The organism is Paucibacter sp. M5-1 (assembly GCF_027498415.2).
In the GTDB taxonomy this organism is placed as follows: domain Bacteria; phylum Pseudomonadota; class Gammaproteobacteria; order Burkholderiales; family Burkholderiaceae_C; genus Roseateles_E.
In genome coordinates this window covers 2331625-2348186 of the sequence record NZ_JAPZLM020000001.1, presented here as the reverse complement: position 1 = coordinate 2348186, position 16562 = coordinate 2331625, and the positions used below count along the sequence as shown (strand labels likewise).

Sequence of the window (16562 nt, the reverse complement as noted above, 5' to 3'; positions counted from 1 at the left end):
TATTTGACCTGCCCGGTTTCTCCGAGACATTGATTTCTAGGAAGATGGCTCCCGCCCAAAGAGGAGCCCATGAAGAAGAGTCGATTCACGGAAGAGCAGATGGTCGCAATCCTGCGCGAAGCGGACCGCACCACGGTGGCCGACGTGGCCAAGAAGCACAAGGTCAGCGCACCCACGATTTACGCCTGGCGCAAGCACTTCGGCCAGTTGGACGTGGCTGACGTCAAGCGACTCAAGGCCTTGGAGCTTGAGAACAGCCGACTCAAGAAGCTGCTGGCCGAAGCGGCGCTGGACAACGCGATCCTGAAAGAGATCAACGCAAAAAAATGGTGAACCCGCTGGCTCGGCGAGAGCAGCTTGCCTTCGTGCGCGCACGGGGCTTGAGTCTTCGCCGGGCTTGCGGGCTGATCGGGATGTCGCGTGCCACGCCCAGCTACAAGCTGCGGCTGCCTGCCAAGGACGCTCCGGTGCTCGCGGCCATGAAGGAGCTCTCGGCCCAGTATCCGCGCTACGGCTATCGCCGCATCCGCGTGTTCCTGCGCCGCAAGGGCTTCGAGCTGAGTTGGTCGCGCACGCACCGTCTGTGGCGCCAGGCGGGCCTGCTGGTGCCCAGGAAACGCCCGCGCAAGCGCATTGCTTCGATGCGGCCTCGCATCCACACGCCGTTCAAGGCCAACATGATCTGGGCCTATGACTTCGTCTTCGACACCACCGCCAGCGGCCAGCAGATCAAGTGCTTGACCGTCGTGGACGAGTACACCCGGGAGTGCCTTGCCATCGACGTAGCAGGCGCCATCCGGTCCAAGCGCGTGATCGAAGTCTTGTCGCGCTTGGTCAGCCTGCACGGCGCGCCGCTGTTCATGCGCTCGGACAACGGGCCGGAGTTCGTCAGCCAGGCAATCCTGGAGTGGATCTCGAGCGCCGGCATCGCTACCGTGCTGAACGATCCCGGCAAGCCCTGGCAGAACGGCACCGACGAGAGCTTCAACGGCAAATTCCGAGACGAGTGCCTGTCCATCGAGTGGTTCCGCTCGCGCCGCGAGGCCGCCGTGATCATCGAAACCTGGCGCAACCACTACAACGAGGCCCGTCCTCACAGCAGCCTGCAATACTTGACCCCGGCGGAGTTCAAACAGCACCTCCGCCGAGACTTGCAACCCGCCGTCTTCTAAGAATTACTGTCTCGATTAAGCCGAACAGGTCATATTCGTACGGCTGCTGCAGCCGAACACTTGCTGCCAGGAGACCATACGGTCAAATTAGCACTGCTGGCGCTGGCGAGCTTGTGCCATAGACCTGTCGCTGTCAATTGGGCATCCCATGTGAATTACCATGGGGCAGAGATCGGTAATAGATATATTGATAGTGCATCATGGCGGCAGACTTCATATTAGGTAAGCCGGTGCGTTCTCCAGAGTGCTGGAGTAGCACCAGTAATCCTACGAAAAGTCCGCCCGAAATGTGCTGCATCTGCAAATCCAGTAACTTCGGCAATATCATCCATTGAGTGGCGTGTATCTAGTAACAAGCACTTTGCACGCTCTATTCGTTCGTTTAGTTGCCATTGGTATGGCGCCATTCCAGTAGATGCCTTAAAGGCCCGGCAGTAATGCGACTTCGACAAACCAGCGAGGCTCGCCAGGGTTGCCAGGTCCACGCGATTTGGCAGTTGCGCGTCGAGAAAGCCGATGGCATCCCTGAGCTGCAGATCCGAGAGTCCAACGTTCGTGCTAGGTTTTGTTTGGTCAAGCAGCCGAGCTACGATGGCGGTGATTAACGAGTCCCCGTACAGCTGTGAAGAAGGATCTGCATCTTGCATGGCTTCGGATAACAACTTGACAAGGGTCCAGACCCGATCATCCGCAAATCGAAGTCTCGGTGTGCTTGCAACGCTAAGATTTTTCGTGATCTCATGCTTCTCTAAGAGTGCCTCATCGAAGACGATGTGGGCAACCTTTGCAAAACGCACGTCCGCGCTGTATCCGAAGAGCGGCATTCCAGCCGGGATAATGCTCATGTCGCGTGGTTTGACGACACAAGGAACGTCAGGCTTCTCTCTCGGCTCACAACGATATCGCCCCACTTCTTCCAGAAGGACACTCAGCCTGAGTTTGTCTTCGTGGGGCAGCCGCTGAATAACTTGACCATCGCAAGAGTAATCTGTTACATCGACAAGTACGTTGCTCCAGCTTCGGTTGTAGCTCTTAATCAGCAAATTTTCTGGAATATCAGCTGGAATTAGCATGATCGGAATTCCATTTGTAGGGGGCAAGGTCCTTGAGTTTTTTAACAAGGACTTGAAACCCTGGTAAAGAATTTTCTTGGCCTCGGGTCGATTCAATGAAAAGGTGATTGTGCAGCACTGGTTAAATCCACTTTTGGTATTGGTATGTCGACGAGAGGCTTGCTCAATAACATTGAAGGTCGCTGCATGCTGAATGAGTCCCGCAATAGCAGCCGATGTGGGTAGTGGTCGGCCAGTCAGTGAGAACTAGTGCGGCCCCAGCGCGAGCTTGCAGCAGTTCCGCCCACCGAACATCACCCGACGTTCAATGACAGTCAAGACTGTAGCTATATATTTCGCCTTTGAATCTCGATAAGCGAAGTAGTATTCCTAGTTCAGCGGCGAAAAATCCGCAAAGTAGTTTCGGACTATCAAACACAATTCGGACTTGGCATTCATGAGCCTACCCGGGCGGCGCTTGACCGCCACCGGCATATCGGCGCGTCAAAGGCGGTTTACCTTGGACGCAGATGTGCCTGTACTGCCTGGGCGCAAACGTACCGGAGGGAGTGGATAGTTCGATATCAAGAATCCGTTGGGCTCCATTGAACATTTTTCGGCGCATCTGACTTGTCATGACAGTGCGTCGATGTCATCGAACGGAAGGACAACTCATTTCGTCGACTGCGAAGCAGTAGGATGAGTGGTGTGCGGACGGCAACTTGGCCACTCAAGAAGCTGCGTCGGGCTGATCAGCGTTTGCATTCTTTTCAGCGCGCCTCTCATCTTGGCTGCGGTGGTTGTACCCAGCAAATGCGTCCCGATCCAAAGCTGAACTGAGCGTGTCTCTACAGGGCGGGCGGTGGCCAAGAGCTCGCGCGCACCCGCCCCACCGACAGTGGCCTCGAAGCTCTGCCGCACGCCGACCGCAGCCTGAAGTCTCCCCATCCGGAGCATCTCCACTTGGCTGCGCACAGACTGAAGGTCTACCCGTTCCCACATTGCGCTTTGCAGCGCTACTGGAAGCGACACGCCGCGCAATACTCCAACGCTGCCGCCGCGATCTACGTCGCCCAATACAACGACGTCAAGCTCTGTCACTTTGCCAAGCGAGTGTGCGTCGAGAAACGGCTGCTCTGTCATCAAGGCAAAGTCCAGCCGGCCGCTCTTGAGCTCCGCCCCAACTCGTGCCAATGGACGTAACTCCAACTGAAAGTCCTCGCCGAGCTGGTAGCCAAACTGCACAAGCCACTCTGCATAAGCACCGCAAAGCTGTCCAGGGTTGGCCCAGCCCCAGGGGGGTACATCGATCAAGCCTGCGCGAAGTGGACGGCTAGCTTCAGCTACAGGAAGTGCAGCAAGGAGTGCCGCTAAACAGGCGCGTCGGTGCATGTGTCTCTTTTCTATTTGGCGACAAGCTCATGCTTCACATCCGGAGGAGTGGATCCTCTGTGAAGTGCAATCACACGGGCCTGAAGATCGGCATCCTCGTGCGTTACTCGATGATGATGTCGCAGATGCTCCTGCCAGCTCGGCTCAATGAAGTGCTCAGCGAAGCGCCCAGGCCGTTCGGCGTCCTCGGTCAGCCACCAGCGCAGTGCGCCATCACGGCGGCGCTCCCGGGACTGAGCTTCCATCCGTGTCAGGAACTCGGCCCGGTGCTCTGCGGGGATGTTGTATTCGATGCGCACTTGTACGGCGCGATCGCCGGCGTCGCCGTTCAGCGCGGGCTCAGGCCAGTGCAGCGAGGGGGTGAGATCGGGGTCTGCCTCAGGTAGTGGCTTCCAGTACGCGAGCACCAGCGCGCCCAGCCCAAGGCAAGCTGCTGCAAAGAAGGCCAGTTGCAGCCCGCCAGAATCGGCGATGCTGCCCCACAAGAGGCTTCCGGCAGTCATCGAGCCGTAGAAGGCCATCAGATAGACGGCAAGACCTCGCCCGCGTACCCAGTCGGGCAGGAGCATTTGCGCGGCGGTGTTGGCGCTTGTCAGTACACCAATCCATGCCATGCCGGCAAGGCTCAGCGCGAGTGCTGCCAGCGGCACATTTCGTGTCACTGCCAGTAGCGCCAGCACTGCGACGGTGAGGCCGGTACCCAGGCGCACTGTTGTCTCGGTGCTCAGTCGCTGGCGTAGCCGAGGAAGCAGGAGCGCGCCAAGCACCGCACCGACGCCGGTGCAGGCGAGCAGCCAGCCGTAGGTTCCTGCGCTGCCGCCAAGCTGCTGGCGCACCAGCAGCGGAAGCAGCGCCCAGAAGCAGCTTGCGAAGAGGAAGAAGCTAGCTGCGCGCAGCAGCGTTCGTTGCAACTGCGGCGCATTCCACACGTATCGCAGGCCGGTGACCAATGCGCCTCCGAAGGACTCGGGTGATTCCTGTGAGGCGGGCGTGGCGGCGGCCTTCCACCACAGCAGCGCAGCAATGACGATGAGGTAGCTCACGGCATCCAGGTAGAAGGCCACCTGGATGGACAGCAGCGCGATGACCAGGCCGCCCAGTGCGGGGCCGATGGCGCGCGACACGTTGAACCCCATGCTGTTCAGCGCGATAGCGGCGCGCAACTCGGGACGTGGCACCTGCAGCGGGGTCAGCGACTGCAGCACTGGGGTGGCGAGCGCGGAGCCGATACCACCTACAAACAACGCCCCCAGTAGCAGAAGTGGCGTCATCAACCCCATTTGTGTGACAACGCCAAGAAACAGCGCCACGCTGCCCAAAAGCAAGTTCACTCCGATGAGCAGCTTGCGGCGGTTTACCAGATCGGCGAGCGTGCCTGCAGGCAGCGCGAGCATAAAGATGGGCAGGGTACCAGCCACTTGCACCAAGGCTACGAAGGTCGCGCTGGGGGAGAGCGAGGTCATCAGCCACCCGGCGCCCACGTCGCGCATCCAGGTACCGACGTTACCGAGTAGTGCTGCCGCCCACATCAGCGCAAAGACACGATGGCGAAACGGGCTCCAGGCCGAAGTGGTCTCGCTCATCGGTCGGCACCTTCTCGGGCGCTCACTAAAGCTGCAAAGCCCAGCGCGCAGCAGATAGCAATGTGCTCCCAGAACCCGTTGAAGGCGTGCTGTCGCTCCGGGCCGACTGGCAAGCCCCACCAAGTGTGCGCGAGCAGGGTTGCGGCCAAAGTGAACGCGCTGAGCGCAACCCCAGCCAGCCAGGCGCCTCGCCAATCGGCAAGCAGCCAGAGACTGCAGACGAGTTGTAGCGAGGTCACGCCAGCTGCGACAACCGCCACAAGGAATCCGGAGGCGATACCGGTGAGCGCTTGCACCTCTGCCTGCGCGCCCGGCCAGTCCAATAGCTTGCTCACAGCGCTGATGAGGTAGGGCAATAGCAGGCCAAACAGCGCGACGCGGCGCAGCAAACCCAGAGGCACTTGGCTCGATAGAGGGATTCGGGTCATGATCAGAACGCCCAGCAGGCGCAGCCCAGGGCACCCCAGAAACCCCGGTCATCGGCAGGCACGCTGCTGGCTAGCGCCTTGGCGTGCGCATGGCCGTGTACGCCGCAGGGGGTACTGCAGCAACTGGACAGAAACTTGGCTGGGTTATTTTTTGTGTTTGTGAACATGCCGGCGCCTGGGGTGTGATGCCGGTACGGGCCAAAGCGATTCACCGGGCTCCAGTCCGGGCTGGCCGGTGGTAGCGGCGGCGCATGGTCGGCAAAGGGGCCGCTGCCGTGCACAACTTTGCCGTTCATGACCGTCAGCTCGGCGTACAGTTCGTTGATCTCGTCTTCGGGGATAGCGAAGTAGTCGCGGCATAGCACGGCTAGGTCGGCGAGCTGGCCTACGGCAATCTGCCCTTTGCGCCCCTCATCGTGACTGAACCAGGTGTTGCTGTGCGTCCAGAGGCGCAACGCGGTATGGCGGTCGAGCAGATTGCCTTCTCCGTACATGCGCATGCCCCCCACTGTCTTGCCGGTGACCAGCCAACTGAGTGAGGTCCACGGGTTGTAGCTGGCAACACGCGTAGCGTCGGTGCCGGCGCCCACCGGCAGGCCGGCCTCGAGCATTCGGCGAATCGGCGGCGTCTGTTCTGCGGCCTTGGCACCGTATCGCTCCGCAAAGTACTCGCCTTGAAATGCCATGCGGTGCTGCACGGCAATGCCGCCACCCAACGCCTTGATTCGCTCAATGCTTTGCAGGCTCACGGTCTCTGCATGATCGAACCACCAGTGCAGGCCGTCGAAAGGTATGTCCCGGTTGACCAGCTCAAACACGTCAAGCGCGCGGCATATCGTCTCCTCGTAGGTGGCGTGCATGCGGAAGGGCCAGCGCTTCTGAACGAGGTGGCGGATCACCGCCTCCAGATCGGGCTCCATGTTTGGCGGCAAGTCGGGTCGCGCCTCGCGGAAATCCTCGAAATCTGCACCGCTGAATACGAGCATTTCGCCGGCGCCGTTGTGGCGATAAGTCTCAGAGCCTGCCAACGGCGCGAGTAGGTCGCTCCAGCGCTGAAAGTCGCCCAGCTCACCGCCCTTGCTTTGCGTGAACAGGTTGTAGGCGATCCGCACCGTCAGCTCGTCGTCTTTGGCGAGCCTATCGACGATTTGGTAGTCGTCCGGGTAGTTCTGAAAACCGCCTCCCGCATCGATGACGCTGGTAACGCCTAGGCGGTTCAGCTCGCGCATGAACAGCCGCGTGCTGTTGACTTGGTCGTCGGGATCCAGCTTTGGGCCCTTTGCCAGAGAGGCGTAGAGGATCAGTGCGTTCGGCTTGGCCAGCAGAAGCCCCGTCGGGTTACCGGCGGCGTCGCGCTGGATCTCTCCGCCCGGCGGGTTAGGCGTATTCTTGTCGTAGCCTACGGCGCGAAGTGCTGCTCCATTGAGCAGCGCGCGGTCGTAGAGGTGCAGGATGAACACCGGCGTGTGCGGTGCCACGGCGTTCAGTTCATCAAGTGTTGGCAAGCGCTTTTCGGCGAACTGGTGTTCGGTGAAGCCACCAACCACCCGCACCCACTGCGGTGCCGGTGTGCGATCCACTTGCTCCCTGAGCATGGCCATTGCGTCGGCGAGCGAACGTACACCCTCCCAGCGCAGCTCCAGATTGAAGTTGAGGCCTCCCCTGATCAGGTGGATGTGGCTGTCGATCAACCCCGGGATAACACGCTGCCCGCGCAGGTCAATCAGCCGGGTGTGTGGGCCGCGACAGTTGAGTATGCAATCGGCATCGCTTCCCACTTCGATGAACGTCCCTTCCTTGATCGCGACGGCCTCCGCCTCTGGATGGCTCCGATTCATCGTGGTGATGAGACCGTTGTAAAGAATCAGATCAGCAAAGCCGCTCGAACTCATCATGCTATGTCCTTCCTGTTCTCTATACCGGTGATGCGCGGCGTGCATTCCTGATGAAACCAAGCTACCGAAACCGACTCGCCGGATATCGCCCGCTTGGCCAGCGGCACAAGCTGCTCGCCGATCAGGATACCCAACAGCCCAAGCAGCGCTACCACCGGCGGAGCGGGAGAGCGCACGTTGATCAGCGCATAGATCACTCCGATCAAAACGCCGGCGCCAAGCGAAAGCAAATAGACCTTCATCGTGCGTTCTCCTGGTCAGGCCTTACTGCGCTGGGATGGGCGAGAGCATCGGGCCGTGCGGGCTTCGCTCGGGCGCTTTGTGAACCATGGTGTACGCGTAGTCGACGCCCATGCCGTAGGCGCCGCTGTGCTCCCGCACGATGTCCATCACTGCGCTGTAGCGCTCTTTGCGGGCCCAGTCGCGCTGCCACTCCAGCAGCACTTGCTGCCAGGTCACCGGCACCACGCCGGCCTGCACCATGCGCTGCATGGCGTAGTCGTGGGCTTCTTTGCTGGTTCCGCCGCTGGCGTCGGCCACCATGTAGATCTCGTAGTCGGTGTCCTGCATGCACGAGAGCGAGAATGTCAGGTTACAGACCTCGGTCCACAAGCCGGCCACGACGATTTTCTTACGACCCTGCGCAGCGCCGATGGCGAGTGCATCCCGCACTTTCTGGTCGTCCCAGGAGTTCATCGAGGTGCGCTCCAGAAGCGGCGCCTCTGGGACGACTGCAAGGATCTCCGGATAGGTGTGTCCCGAGAAGCTCTCGGTCTCGACGGTTGTGATCACGGTTGGGACTTCGAACACCTTGGCTGACTTTGCCAGCGCCACGACGTTGTTCTTCAGCGCCTGGCGATCCATCGACTGAACGCCGAAGGCCATTTGCGGCTGGTGATCAATGATGATGAGTTGAGAGTTCTGCGGTGTGAGTACTTGGAGCTTGCTCATATAGGACTTTCGTGGAGGAGGTTTGGTAGGTTGGAGAGGTGAATTGCAGCGCTGCGGTGGGAGCGGCCGAATATCACCGCCCTCTCTGAGACGTTAGCCGTAGGCTCAGTCGCCCAGACTTTTCGCGAAAGCCAGCAGGTCGTTGTTGAGCCTGTCCTTGTGCGTGTCTGCAAGGCCGTGCGGCGCACCGGCATAGACGATCAGTTTCGAGTTCTTGACCAACGTGGCTGCTGCTCGGGCCGATGCATCGATGGGAACGATCTGGTCGTCGTCGCCATGCACCACCAGAGTCGGAACGTCGATCTTCTTCAGATCTGCCGTGAAGTCGGTTTCCGAGAACGCTTTGATGCAGTCGAAAGTGGCCTTGTGGCTTGCCTGCATACCGGCCGCCCAGAACGAATCGATCAGCCCTTGCGAAATCTTCGCGCCGGGCCGGTTGAAGCCGAAGAAGGGGCCCGAAGCGATGTCCTTGTAGAGCTGTGAGCGATTGGCAATCTCGCCAGCACGGATGCCGTCAAACACTTCCATCGGCAAGCCGCCCGGGTTTGTCGCAGTCTTGAGCATCTGCGGCGGCACGGCAGCGATGAGCGCTGCGCCGGCAACCCGCTTGCTGCCGTGTCGGCCGATGTAGCGAGCAACTTCACCACCACCTGTGGAGAAGCCCACCAGGATTGCGTTGCGCAGGTCGAGCTTCTCCATAACCGTAGCCAGGTCGTCTGCGTACGTGTCCATCTCGTGCCCGGTCCAGGGCTGGCTGCTGCGGCCGTGGCCACGGCGATCATGGGCAACACAGCGGAACCCGCGCGATGCCAGGAACAGCATCTGCGCCTCCCAGCTATCGGAATTCAGCGGCCAACCGTGGCTGAAGACGATGGGACGGCCGGTGCCCCAGTCCTTGTAGTAAAGCTGGGTGCCATCCTTGGTGACGATGGTGTTGCTCATGGTCTGCTTTCCTTTTGTGATGCCGCGATCTGCGGCGTTCTTGGTCGAGGGGGATTGGGCTAGGGCCGATTCGGCCAGGCCGAGGCCAGTGATCGCCAGGACGCTGCCGCCCAGCACTTGCCGGCGCGACAGATTGGAGTGGGAATTGATTTCTTCGAGGGAATTCATGAGAGTTCCTAAGGGAGTATTGGTCGTATAGATTGCAGTTGGCCCGGGTTGCTTGCGAGTCGCGCTAGAGCCTGGGTGATGGGCTGCATCTCGCGTCCTGGGAGGCGACCGTTCCCCCGCTCCCGACCTATATGGTTAGCGTAAGTAGCGCAGCTCAGGCATGCAGCGCACCTAATGGGGCAACCGTTGTCTATCTTTAGTACTACTCAGACCTGGGATGTTCCAGCTGCAGATTGATCGGGCGCCTCTCCCTGGGTGTGAGTGAGTCGGGTCGAGAACCATCGTGCGGCTCCTTGGTGTTGACTGCCCATTGCGGTAAGCCTGGGTCTTTGCCCGCCAAGCCCATCCTTAAGATGAGAGCTGCGGGGTCTTCCGGCCATCTCGGCTATCGAACCAGGAGTCAGTCGTGATCAGCTGTGATCCTCGGGCGGCATCGGTTCGAGCGGACTGGGACCGGCAGCTTGGTGTTGGCCTCTCGATTGAAACTACATTGGCCAGCGCAAATGGTTTCGGCTCGCGCACGGTTGTGTGCAGCATGTCGAGTAGTTCCGCGAACTAAACTCTAATCTTGTCGCGCACCATGAGCTTGATGTGCGTGCGGGCAGCATTGGCGAAAGGTAGCTGGGGCCATGCGCGAGGCTGAACACCCCTACGATTCGCGCCAGCCACCAGCCACCAGCCACCAGCCACACGCCGATGCCATCGTTCACGAGGACCTTCATGCGGTTGGTGTCACCGGTTGGTGAACAAGTGCGCGTGGTGCGGATGTGCGGCACCGTAGATGCCTACGGCACGGGCTAGCGCGGCTTTGGTTCCAAGTCGCATGTCCGGCGGTTGCCCGGCCAGCCAGACCGCATCGACGCGGTCAACCCGGGACCTCGCGCAGCCAGGCGGCACTGCGAGCATCCAGTGGCAGTTCGGCTTGCGCCGCGGTGCTTCCCCGGCGGATCTCCACCGAGATGGTGTCCTGGACGTGCGCCGACGCCGGCGGCAGTGCGGCCTGCACATGTTGCGGCATGGGCAGTTGCACGAATGCCGGCATCACCGTCACAGTGTGCTTGTGCGTACTGCTCGGCACGCACTCATCAGCCTGCCGAGCAGCTGAACCCCGTCATTTCCTGCAAGCGCAGGTCGAGCACGACGGAGTCGAACGGGCGATCTAGCATCGCAACGGCGCAGTGGCCCGGAATCAAATTCGTCCAAAAGCTCTGTGATGAACCGCCCCGTGGCGGTCCAGTGAGGCAGTGTTGCCGCAGGAGGATTAACGCCAATTAACGGGCCTCGCAAACCGTTTCCAGCAGTGCTCGCCTAGAGTCGGTCCCATCAGTGATTGGAGAGAAGATCTTGAATCCGCTCTTCAATCCCCTACGAGAACTTGAGCGCCACAGCGACTCTTTGCCGGCGGCAGGTATCAACGCCGCACTGGCAGATGCTTCTGGGATCTCATTGTTCACGGTGCCTAGATGCTGTTCGATTCCGGTGACCGAGGTCGTGATCTGCGACTTCGTCAGCGGCGTGCTACGGCGTCGGTGCTCACACCTTTGAAAAGAGAACGGCGGAGATGTTCCAGAATCTTACGATTGCTAATCGCTTGAAACTTGGCTTCGGGCTCTTGGCTGCGATGCTGCTGGGTGCCAACTTACTTGCGCTTTGGCAAATGGGTGTGATGCGTGCGTCTACCAAGGAGATCACAACGAACTGGCTGCCCAGTGTCGAGTACGTGAATCAGATGAACACAAGGACCTCTGACTTCCGCGTTGCAGAGTTCCAACATGTACTAAATACCGACGAAAAGGCGATGGCCGGCATCGAGAAGATGTTGGCCGATGCCCTGGCGGAATTCGAGGACGACCAACGAGCCTATGTGCCACTGATCAGCAGCGACGAAGAGCGCCAGCTCTACGAAGCGTTTGTCGCTGATCGGAGGCAGTATCTGCAGATCCATGATCAGGTGCTATCCCTGTCGAGAAATAACGAGAACGACAAGGCTAAATCTTTGCTCGAAGGTGACTCTCGCAAACTGTACCGTAGCTCCAGCGCCAAACTTCTGAAGTTGATCGAACTCAACCACCTCGGTAGTGTCGCTGAAAGCAAGAATAGCGACAGCGCTTATGCCACGGCGCGCAATGCGATGGTCGGCTTTGCAGTGCTGGGATTGGCGGTAGCGCTGGCGGTTGCTGCATGGCTTATTCGGTCTATAGCGAGGCCGCTGAACCAGGCCTCAATGGCGGCGGCGCGTGTTGCCGCCGGTGACCTAACTGGCAAGATCGACATCACCACGCAAGACGAGGCCGGCCAGGTTTTACTGGCAATGGATCGCATGCAGGCCAGCCTTGTACAGGTGGTGTCCAACGTACGTAGAAACTCCGAAAGCGTGGCTACGGCCAGTGCGCAGATTGCCCAAGGCAACCAGGACCTGAGCCAACGCACCGAAGAGCAAGCCAGCGCATTGCAGCAGACTGCCGCCACAATGGAAGAGTTGGCTGTTACCACCCGCAAAAATGCCGACAGTGCCAAGCTGGCAAATCAGCTGGCTCAAAGCGCCTCGGCCGTCGCGGCCCATGGCGGTGAGGTGGTTAGCAACGTCGTCAATACCATGGACGGCATCAGCAACAGCAGCCGCAGGATAGGCGACATCATTGGGGTTATTGATGGCATCGCTTTTCAGACCAACATCCTTGCACTCAATGCCGCTGTTGAAGCGGCCCGAGCAGGTGAACAGGGCCGAGGCTTCGCTGTCGTGGCCTCCGAGGTGCGTAGTCTGGCGAAGCGAAGCGCTGAAGCGGCCAAGGAAATCAAGGCCCTGATCAGCCATAGTGTCGAGCAGGTGGAGCATGGCTCCGTGTTGGTTGACAAGGCGGGCAAGACGATGGTCGAGATCGTTGGCTCAATCCAGCGCGTGAGCGACATTGTTGCGGAGATCACGTCGGCTAGCGTTGAGCAAAGCTCGGGTATCGAGCAAGTCGGCGATGCAGTCGGCCAGATGGACCAGGTGACGCAGCAGAACGCTGCACTGGTAGAGGAGAGTGCAGCTGCTGCAGAAAGCCTTAAGGGCCAGGCTCAGCAATTAGTGCAAGCAGTAGCTGTGTTCAAGTTGTCTTAGCACAGATGTGTCATGAGTTCAGAAAAGGCGGTGCCTGGGCTGCCAGTCAGCATCTGAATTAAATGGTTAGCCACAGCAGCAACGACCACGTTGACCACGTTGAGGCGATGAGTGACCTGCTCTAGCAGAGCCAAGCACACGTCTCTTGGAGAGCCTGTCCACCTATTTAATCGCTCTCGCTCGCCCGCGCATGTCAAAGCCCAGTTATTTGTCGGGAGACCCGGCCGAGACCACCGTGACGAGCCAGTTGTCTTACGTGTGGCCGGAGCGAGTGCGCCCCGGGCAAACATCCTCACCAAAGCGCAATGGATCAATGATCGACATTCCTGCGGAACTAGAGCAGCGTTCTCCCCTTTTGGCCCAGGTTCCGGAGGGCGACTCGTGTCGAGCGAAAGCTTCGTCTGATGCGAGCGACATCTCCAGGTTGGCTGGCGACGCTCTGCTGAAGCACCTCTCTCCCGATGCAGCATTGCTCGACAGGACCTTAGGGATCCGGCGATTCCTCGGGAATGGGCAGCGCTACTTTTGTTTACCATCGGATCAGCTAGCACTGAGTGCACCGGAGCTTCTACCCACGCCGTTGCGCTTGGAGTTGTTGCGTCTTGTCGGCCGGCATGCAGAGTCACTAGAGGCAGAGACAGGCGAGGCGATTGAACTTGTCGCTGAGCGAGCTACTGTCACGTTGTCCCTCTACCCGGCTGATCTTGGGTTTCTATTGCTTGTTTTCAATCGAAGCGACCTGCCGGCGTGCTGGTCGATTGGTGTGGCGGACGGAGTCGGTGGGGTGGTGGTCGAGTCGCAGGCTGCGCTAGCCATCGCGGCGAAACATGAAAATGTTGGCGCCGTTGTCGTGGAACCGAAAGCATCGAACGAAGAACTTCAGTCGGTAGCCAAGGTTCTGCAGATCGCGAACAAAGAGTTGCAATCGGCAAACGATGAACTGGTCGCCAGAGCCCTGAAGTTTCAGCATCGAAACGACGAGCTTGATTTCATCCTCCAGGCAGTGAAGTCGCCGCTCCTGGTTCTGACAGACGGGCTGATAGTGGAGCACGCCAACCGGGCGGCGGTATCGCTGCTTGGTAGATCGGTGTGCGAAATCGGCGACAGCGCACTCCCTTCCACCGTCATAAATTGGGTGCAGGATTGCGTGCGGGATGCCACCCCCAGAGTCGGCGCGTTCAGTTTCGCCGGCAGTGACTTTGAGGTTTCATGTGAGCCTTATTTCTCCGGCTTCAACTCACCGGAAAATCAGTGCTCCGCAAACGCCAGCCGGTCGGATCGTCAGCGCTTTTTATTGATCTTCTGGGATCGGACCTTACAGCGCGCCGCCGAACGGACCGCTTTGGAGACGTTTGAGAGGCTGCAGGCAGCCCTCGATTTAGCCCCTGACCCTGTTGCAATCAAGCGAATGGACGGGACATATAGTTACGTGAACGCGCAGTTTTCGCAAAGCTTCGGGCTTCATCGGGATGTTCGCGGCATTGCAGAGGCAGACCTGTTGCCAACAGACCTTGCTCTGGAGCTAAGTGCTCTCAGTAATGAAGCGTTGGCGGGGCGCGTGGCAGTTCGGCGGGAGGTGCATTGGCAGCAGGCTGATCAGATGCGCAGCTCGCTATGCCTCGTTTTTGCGCTATTCGATGCTGACGACTGTGCGCACGCGACGGTAGTCGTATTCACGGACGTTACCTGCCTTCTGGAGGCGCGCGAAGATCTGCGTCGGCAGGCTGAAAAGCTACAGCAGGTCATCGATGGAATAGGCGACGCTGTTGTCGTCCTTGATCGCGATGGGAGGATCGAACAGTTCAACGAGGCTTGGCGACAGTTGGCTTGCGAGAGCGGTAATCCTGGTTTACTCGAATGCGATGTCGAGGACTCATACCTTACGCATTGCCTGAATAGAGCAGAGGCGACCTATCGGGGCTTACCTGAGTTGCTGCGAAAGGAACAGCCGTTCGAGTTCGAATATCCATGCGAAGTGCTATCGGAGAGTCGACGCTACTTGCTTCGTAGCACACCGCTCCCTACGGGCGGGGCGGTCCTTCTCCACATAGATATTACCGTTCGCTACCAAGAAGAGCTCAACAGGCGATTGACTCAGGCTGTGTTTGAGAACGCGAACGACATAATCTTGATTTGCAAGCCAGGTGGCGAAGTTGTGATGGCTAACCCGCAGGCCGTTGCCGTTTTCGAGCGACCCTGTCTCGCTGGTGCGCAGCTGTTCTCCCTTTTCAGTGAAGACTTTCTCGCGTCTACAGGTCGCGAGGTCCACCACCTGCTCAAGCGAGGGGAGTCTTGGCGCGGTGAAGCACAGGCGGTTGTCCCGGGCGGTCGTCTGATCCCTCTGTGGGGAAGCGCTGCGGTTGTTCGGAGTGATCAGAACACTCACAGTTACTGGATCGTGATCGCCTCAAACATCGCGCCACTTAAAGAGGCTCAATCCCTCTTGAGCCATCAAGCGTTTTACGATGAGTTGACGGCGCTCCCGAATCGCCGCTTCTTCCAAGAAAATCTAACAGCTGCAATTCATCGCTCCAATCGAAGCAACCAAGGTTTTGCATTAATCTTCATTGACCTGGACCGATTTAAGTTGGTCAACGACACCTATGGCCACAACGTTGGTGACGCCTTCCTGAGAGCTGTTGCGCAGCGCTTGCGCAGCCAATTGCGGGAAGTGGATTTTGTCGCCCGAATGGGCGGTGACGAGTTCACGGTGATTCTCGAGGGCGCCCAGCGGCAGGAGGACATTTCCCGCGTTTGCCAGAAGCTGATTGACTCTTTGAAGCCGGCTATCAAGATCGGTAACGTCGAACTCTTTGCCAAGTGCAGCATCGGCGTTTCCCGCTTTCCGTGCGATACCCACGAAGAAACCGGTTTGTTGCGGTGTGCCGATTTGGCGATGTACCACGCTAAACAAAGCGGCCGAGACCAGTTTTCATTCTATGAGCTGGCCATGAATGCAGAGAGCAGCAAGCGAGACGAGGTAGAAAACAGTATGAATTTGAGCCTTCTGTCAGGCGGCTTCTACCCAGTTTTTCAGCCCATCATCTGTGTGGAGACAAGGGAGCTTGTGGCTGTCGAGGCATTGATGCGATGGTCCCCGTCCGATGGCTCGGTGATTGGCCCTGAAACATTTATCCCAATCGCAGAAGAGTCAGGACTGATACACCAACTTGGCGAGATGATGCTTCGGGAGGCCGCGAAGCTGATCAGTCGCTGGGATGCTCACGGCATCGGTTCGATCAAGGTAAACGTCAACGTCTCTTCCGTGCAACTGCAGAAGAACTTCGCCGATGTGCTCGCGATGGTCATTGACCAGGAGCGCATTGCGCCATCCCGGCTGGTTATAGAGATTACTGAATCGGCCATGATGAAGAACTTTGATGCCTGCGTCTCGGAGCTCCACCGTATTCGCGCTATGGGTGTTTTCGTTGCGCTCGACGACTTCGGCACCGGCTACTCAAGCCTCGCACATCTGCGGCACCTACCCATCAGCGCTCTCAAAATGGATCGCTCATTTGTGAGGGACGTTCATTTGAGCCAGAGAGACCAGTCGATCTTTCGTGCCGTCCTGACGATGGCGTCAGAGTTGGGCATAGAGGTAGTCGCTGAGGGTGTTGAGTTCCAGTCGCACCTATCTGTTCTCTCTAGTCTAGGTTGCCGTTTGATGCAGGGCTATTTCTTTAGTCCCGCATTGCCAATCGGCGGAAAGCCAGATGCGCGCGAGTTTTCACCGTGGGTCAGCCAAATGTCCGCTGCGATGGCGTTTCGCGACCATGAGCTTGCGGACTAGCTAACTGTCCGTGAGTAGGGCTGCACAGGCAGAATCAGATTGTCCGCTCCCGATGGCCGAATGTGCGATGGAGGGAGCCGGGAGAT

The 16562-nt window shown here is 59.0% G+C and carries 12 protein-coding genes; 3 read left to right on the top strand and 9 right to left on the bottom strand.

The genetic code is table 11. The features are described 5' to 3' along the window. The first annotated feature begins 69 nt into the window (after positions 1–69). Positions 70–1172, top strand: a protein-coding gene (locus tag O5M90_RS10965; RefSeq protein WP_269838552.1) for an IS3 family transposase whose coding sequence is annotated in 2 segments (ribosomal slippage) — positions 70–328 and positions 328–1172 — 1104 coding nt in all. Because the reading frame shifts where the segments join, the coding sequence is not laid out codon by codon here. A 218-nt stretch (positions 1173–1390) separates the two neighbouring features. On the opposite strand, the gene O5M90_RS10960 is transcribed toward O5M90_RS10965, so the two are convergent. The 9 genes from O5M90_RS10960 to O5M90_RS10920 all read right to left on the bottom strand — a co-directional run bounded on the left by O5M90_RS10960 (position 1391) and on the right by O5M90_RS10920 (position 10628). Further along, a complete protein-coding gene (locus O5M90_RS10960) occupies positions 1391–2245 on the bottom strand; it encodes an AraC family transcriptional regulator (RefSeq protein WP_269838553.1) in 855 nt (284 codons plus the stop codon). Positions 2246–2896: 651 nt separating this feature from the next. Then, the gene (locus O5M90_RS10955; RefSeq protein WP_440402019.1) at positions 2897–3616 is read right to left on the bottom strand and encodes a hypothetical protein; all 720 of its coding nucleotides are present in this window, start codon (positions 3614–3616) and stop codon (positions 2897–2899) included. 11 nt (positions 3617–3627) lie between these two features. Further along, entirely contained in the window at positions 3628–5199 is a 1572-nt protein-coding gene (locus tag O5M90_RS10950; RefSeq protein WP_269838555.1) for an MFS transporter, read from the bottom strand. Beyond that, a complete protein-coding gene (locus tag O5M90_RS10945; RefSeq protein ID WP_269838556.1) occupies positions 5196–5627 on the bottom strand; it encodes a DoxX family protein in 432 nt (143 codons plus the stop codon). The genes O5M90_RS10950 and O5M90_RS10945 overlap by 4 nt, the downstream gene beginning before the upstream one ends. Positions 5628–5629: 2 nt before the next feature. After that, positions 5630–7519 (bottom strand): amidohydrolase, encoded by a 1890-nt coding sequence (locus tag O5M90_RS10940; RefSeq protein WP_269838891.1) that lies wholly within the window; start codon positions 7517–7519, stop codon positions 5630–5632. After that, a complete protein-coding gene (locus O5M90_RS10935; RefSeq protein ID WP_269838557.1) occupies positions 7519–7764 on the bottom strand; it encodes a XapX domain-containing protein in 246 nt (81 codons plus the stop codon). The genes O5M90_RS10940 and O5M90_RS10935 overlap by 1 nt, the downstream gene beginning before the upstream one ends. A gap of 22 nt (positions 7765–7786) precedes the next feature. Continuing rightward, a complete protein-coding gene (locus O5M90_RS10930; protein WP_269838558.1) occupies positions 7787–8473 on the bottom strand; it encodes a hydrolase in 687 nt (228 codons plus the stop codon). 105 nt (positions 8474–8578) lie between these two features. Continuing rightward, positions 8579–9583: an alpha/beta fold hydrolase gene (locus O5M90_RS10925; protein ID WP_269838559.1), complete on the bottom strand. Its 1005-nt coding sequence runs from the start codon at positions 9581–9583 to the stop codon at positions 8579–8581. 865 nt (positions 9584–10448) lie between these two features. Next, on the bottom strand, positions 10449–10628 hold the full coding sequence (locus tag O5M90_RS10920; RefSeq protein WP_269838560.1) for a hypothetical protein: 180 nt from the start codon (positions 10626–10628) through the stop codon (positions 10449–10451). Positions 10629–11144: 516 nt separating this feature from the next. On the opposite strand from O5M90_RS10920, the gene O5M90_RS10915 reads away from it, so the two are divergent. Beyond that, a complete protein-coding gene (locus O5M90_RS10915; protein ID WP_269838561.1) occupies positions 11145–12686 on the top strand; it encodes a methyl-accepting chemotaxis protein in 1542 nt (513 codons plus the stop codon). A 313-nt stretch (positions 12687–12999) separates the two neighbouring features. Further along, positions 13000–16476, top strand: coding sequence for an EAL domain-containing protein (locus O5M90_RS10910; RefSeq protein WP_269838562.1), 3477 nt, complete (start codon positions 13000–13002; stop codon positions 16474–16476). Positions 16477–16562: the final 86 nt, after the last annotated feature.

What these genes read in the sequence shown, in the direction of transcription:
- O5M90_RS10960 (WP_269838553.1), bottom strand. Translation starts at nt 2,245, where the DNA reads ATGCTAATTCCAGCTGATATTCCAGAAAATTTGCTGATTAAGAGCTAC.
- O5M90_RS10955 (WP_440402019.1), bottom strand. Translation starts at nt 3,616, where the DNA reads ATGCACCGACGCGCCTGTTTAGCGGCACTCCTTGCTGCACTTCCTGTA.
- O5M90_RS10950 (WP_269838555.1), bottom strand. Translation starts at nt 5,199, where the DNA reads ATGAGCGAGACCACTTCGGCCTGGAGCCCGTTTCGCCATCGTGTCTTT.
- O5M90_RS10945 (WP_269838556.1), bottom strand. Translation starts at nt 5,627, where the DNA reads ATGACCCGAATCCCTCTATCGAGCCAAGTGCCTCTGGGTTTGCTGCGC.
- O5M90_RS10940 (WP_269838891.1), bottom strand. Translation starts at nt 7,519, where the DNA reads ATGAGTTCGAGCGGCTTTGCTGATCTGATTCTTTACAACGGTCTCATC.
- O5M90_RS10935 (WP_269838557.1), bottom strand. Translation starts at nt 7,764, where the DNA reads ATGAAGGTCTATTTGCTTTCGCTTGGCGCCGGCGTTTTGATCGGAGTG.
- O5M90_RS10930 (WP_269838558.1), bottom strand. Translation starts at nt 8,473, where the DNA reads ATGAGCAAGCTCCAAGTACTCACACCGCAGAACTCTCAACTCATCATC.
- O5M90_RS10925 (WP_269838559.1), bottom strand. Translation starts at nt 9,583, where the DNA reads ATGAATTCCCTCGAAGAAATCAATTCCCACTCCAATCTGTCGCGCCGG.
- O5M90_RS10915 (WP_269838561.1), top strand. Translation starts at nt 11,145, where the DNA reads ATGTTCCAGAATCTTACGATTGCTAATCGCTTGAAACTTGGCTTCGGG.
- O5M90_RS10910 (WP_269838562.1), top strand. Translation starts at nt 13,000, where the DNA reads ATGATCGACATTCCTGCGGAACTAGAGCAGCGTTCTCCCCTTTTGGCC.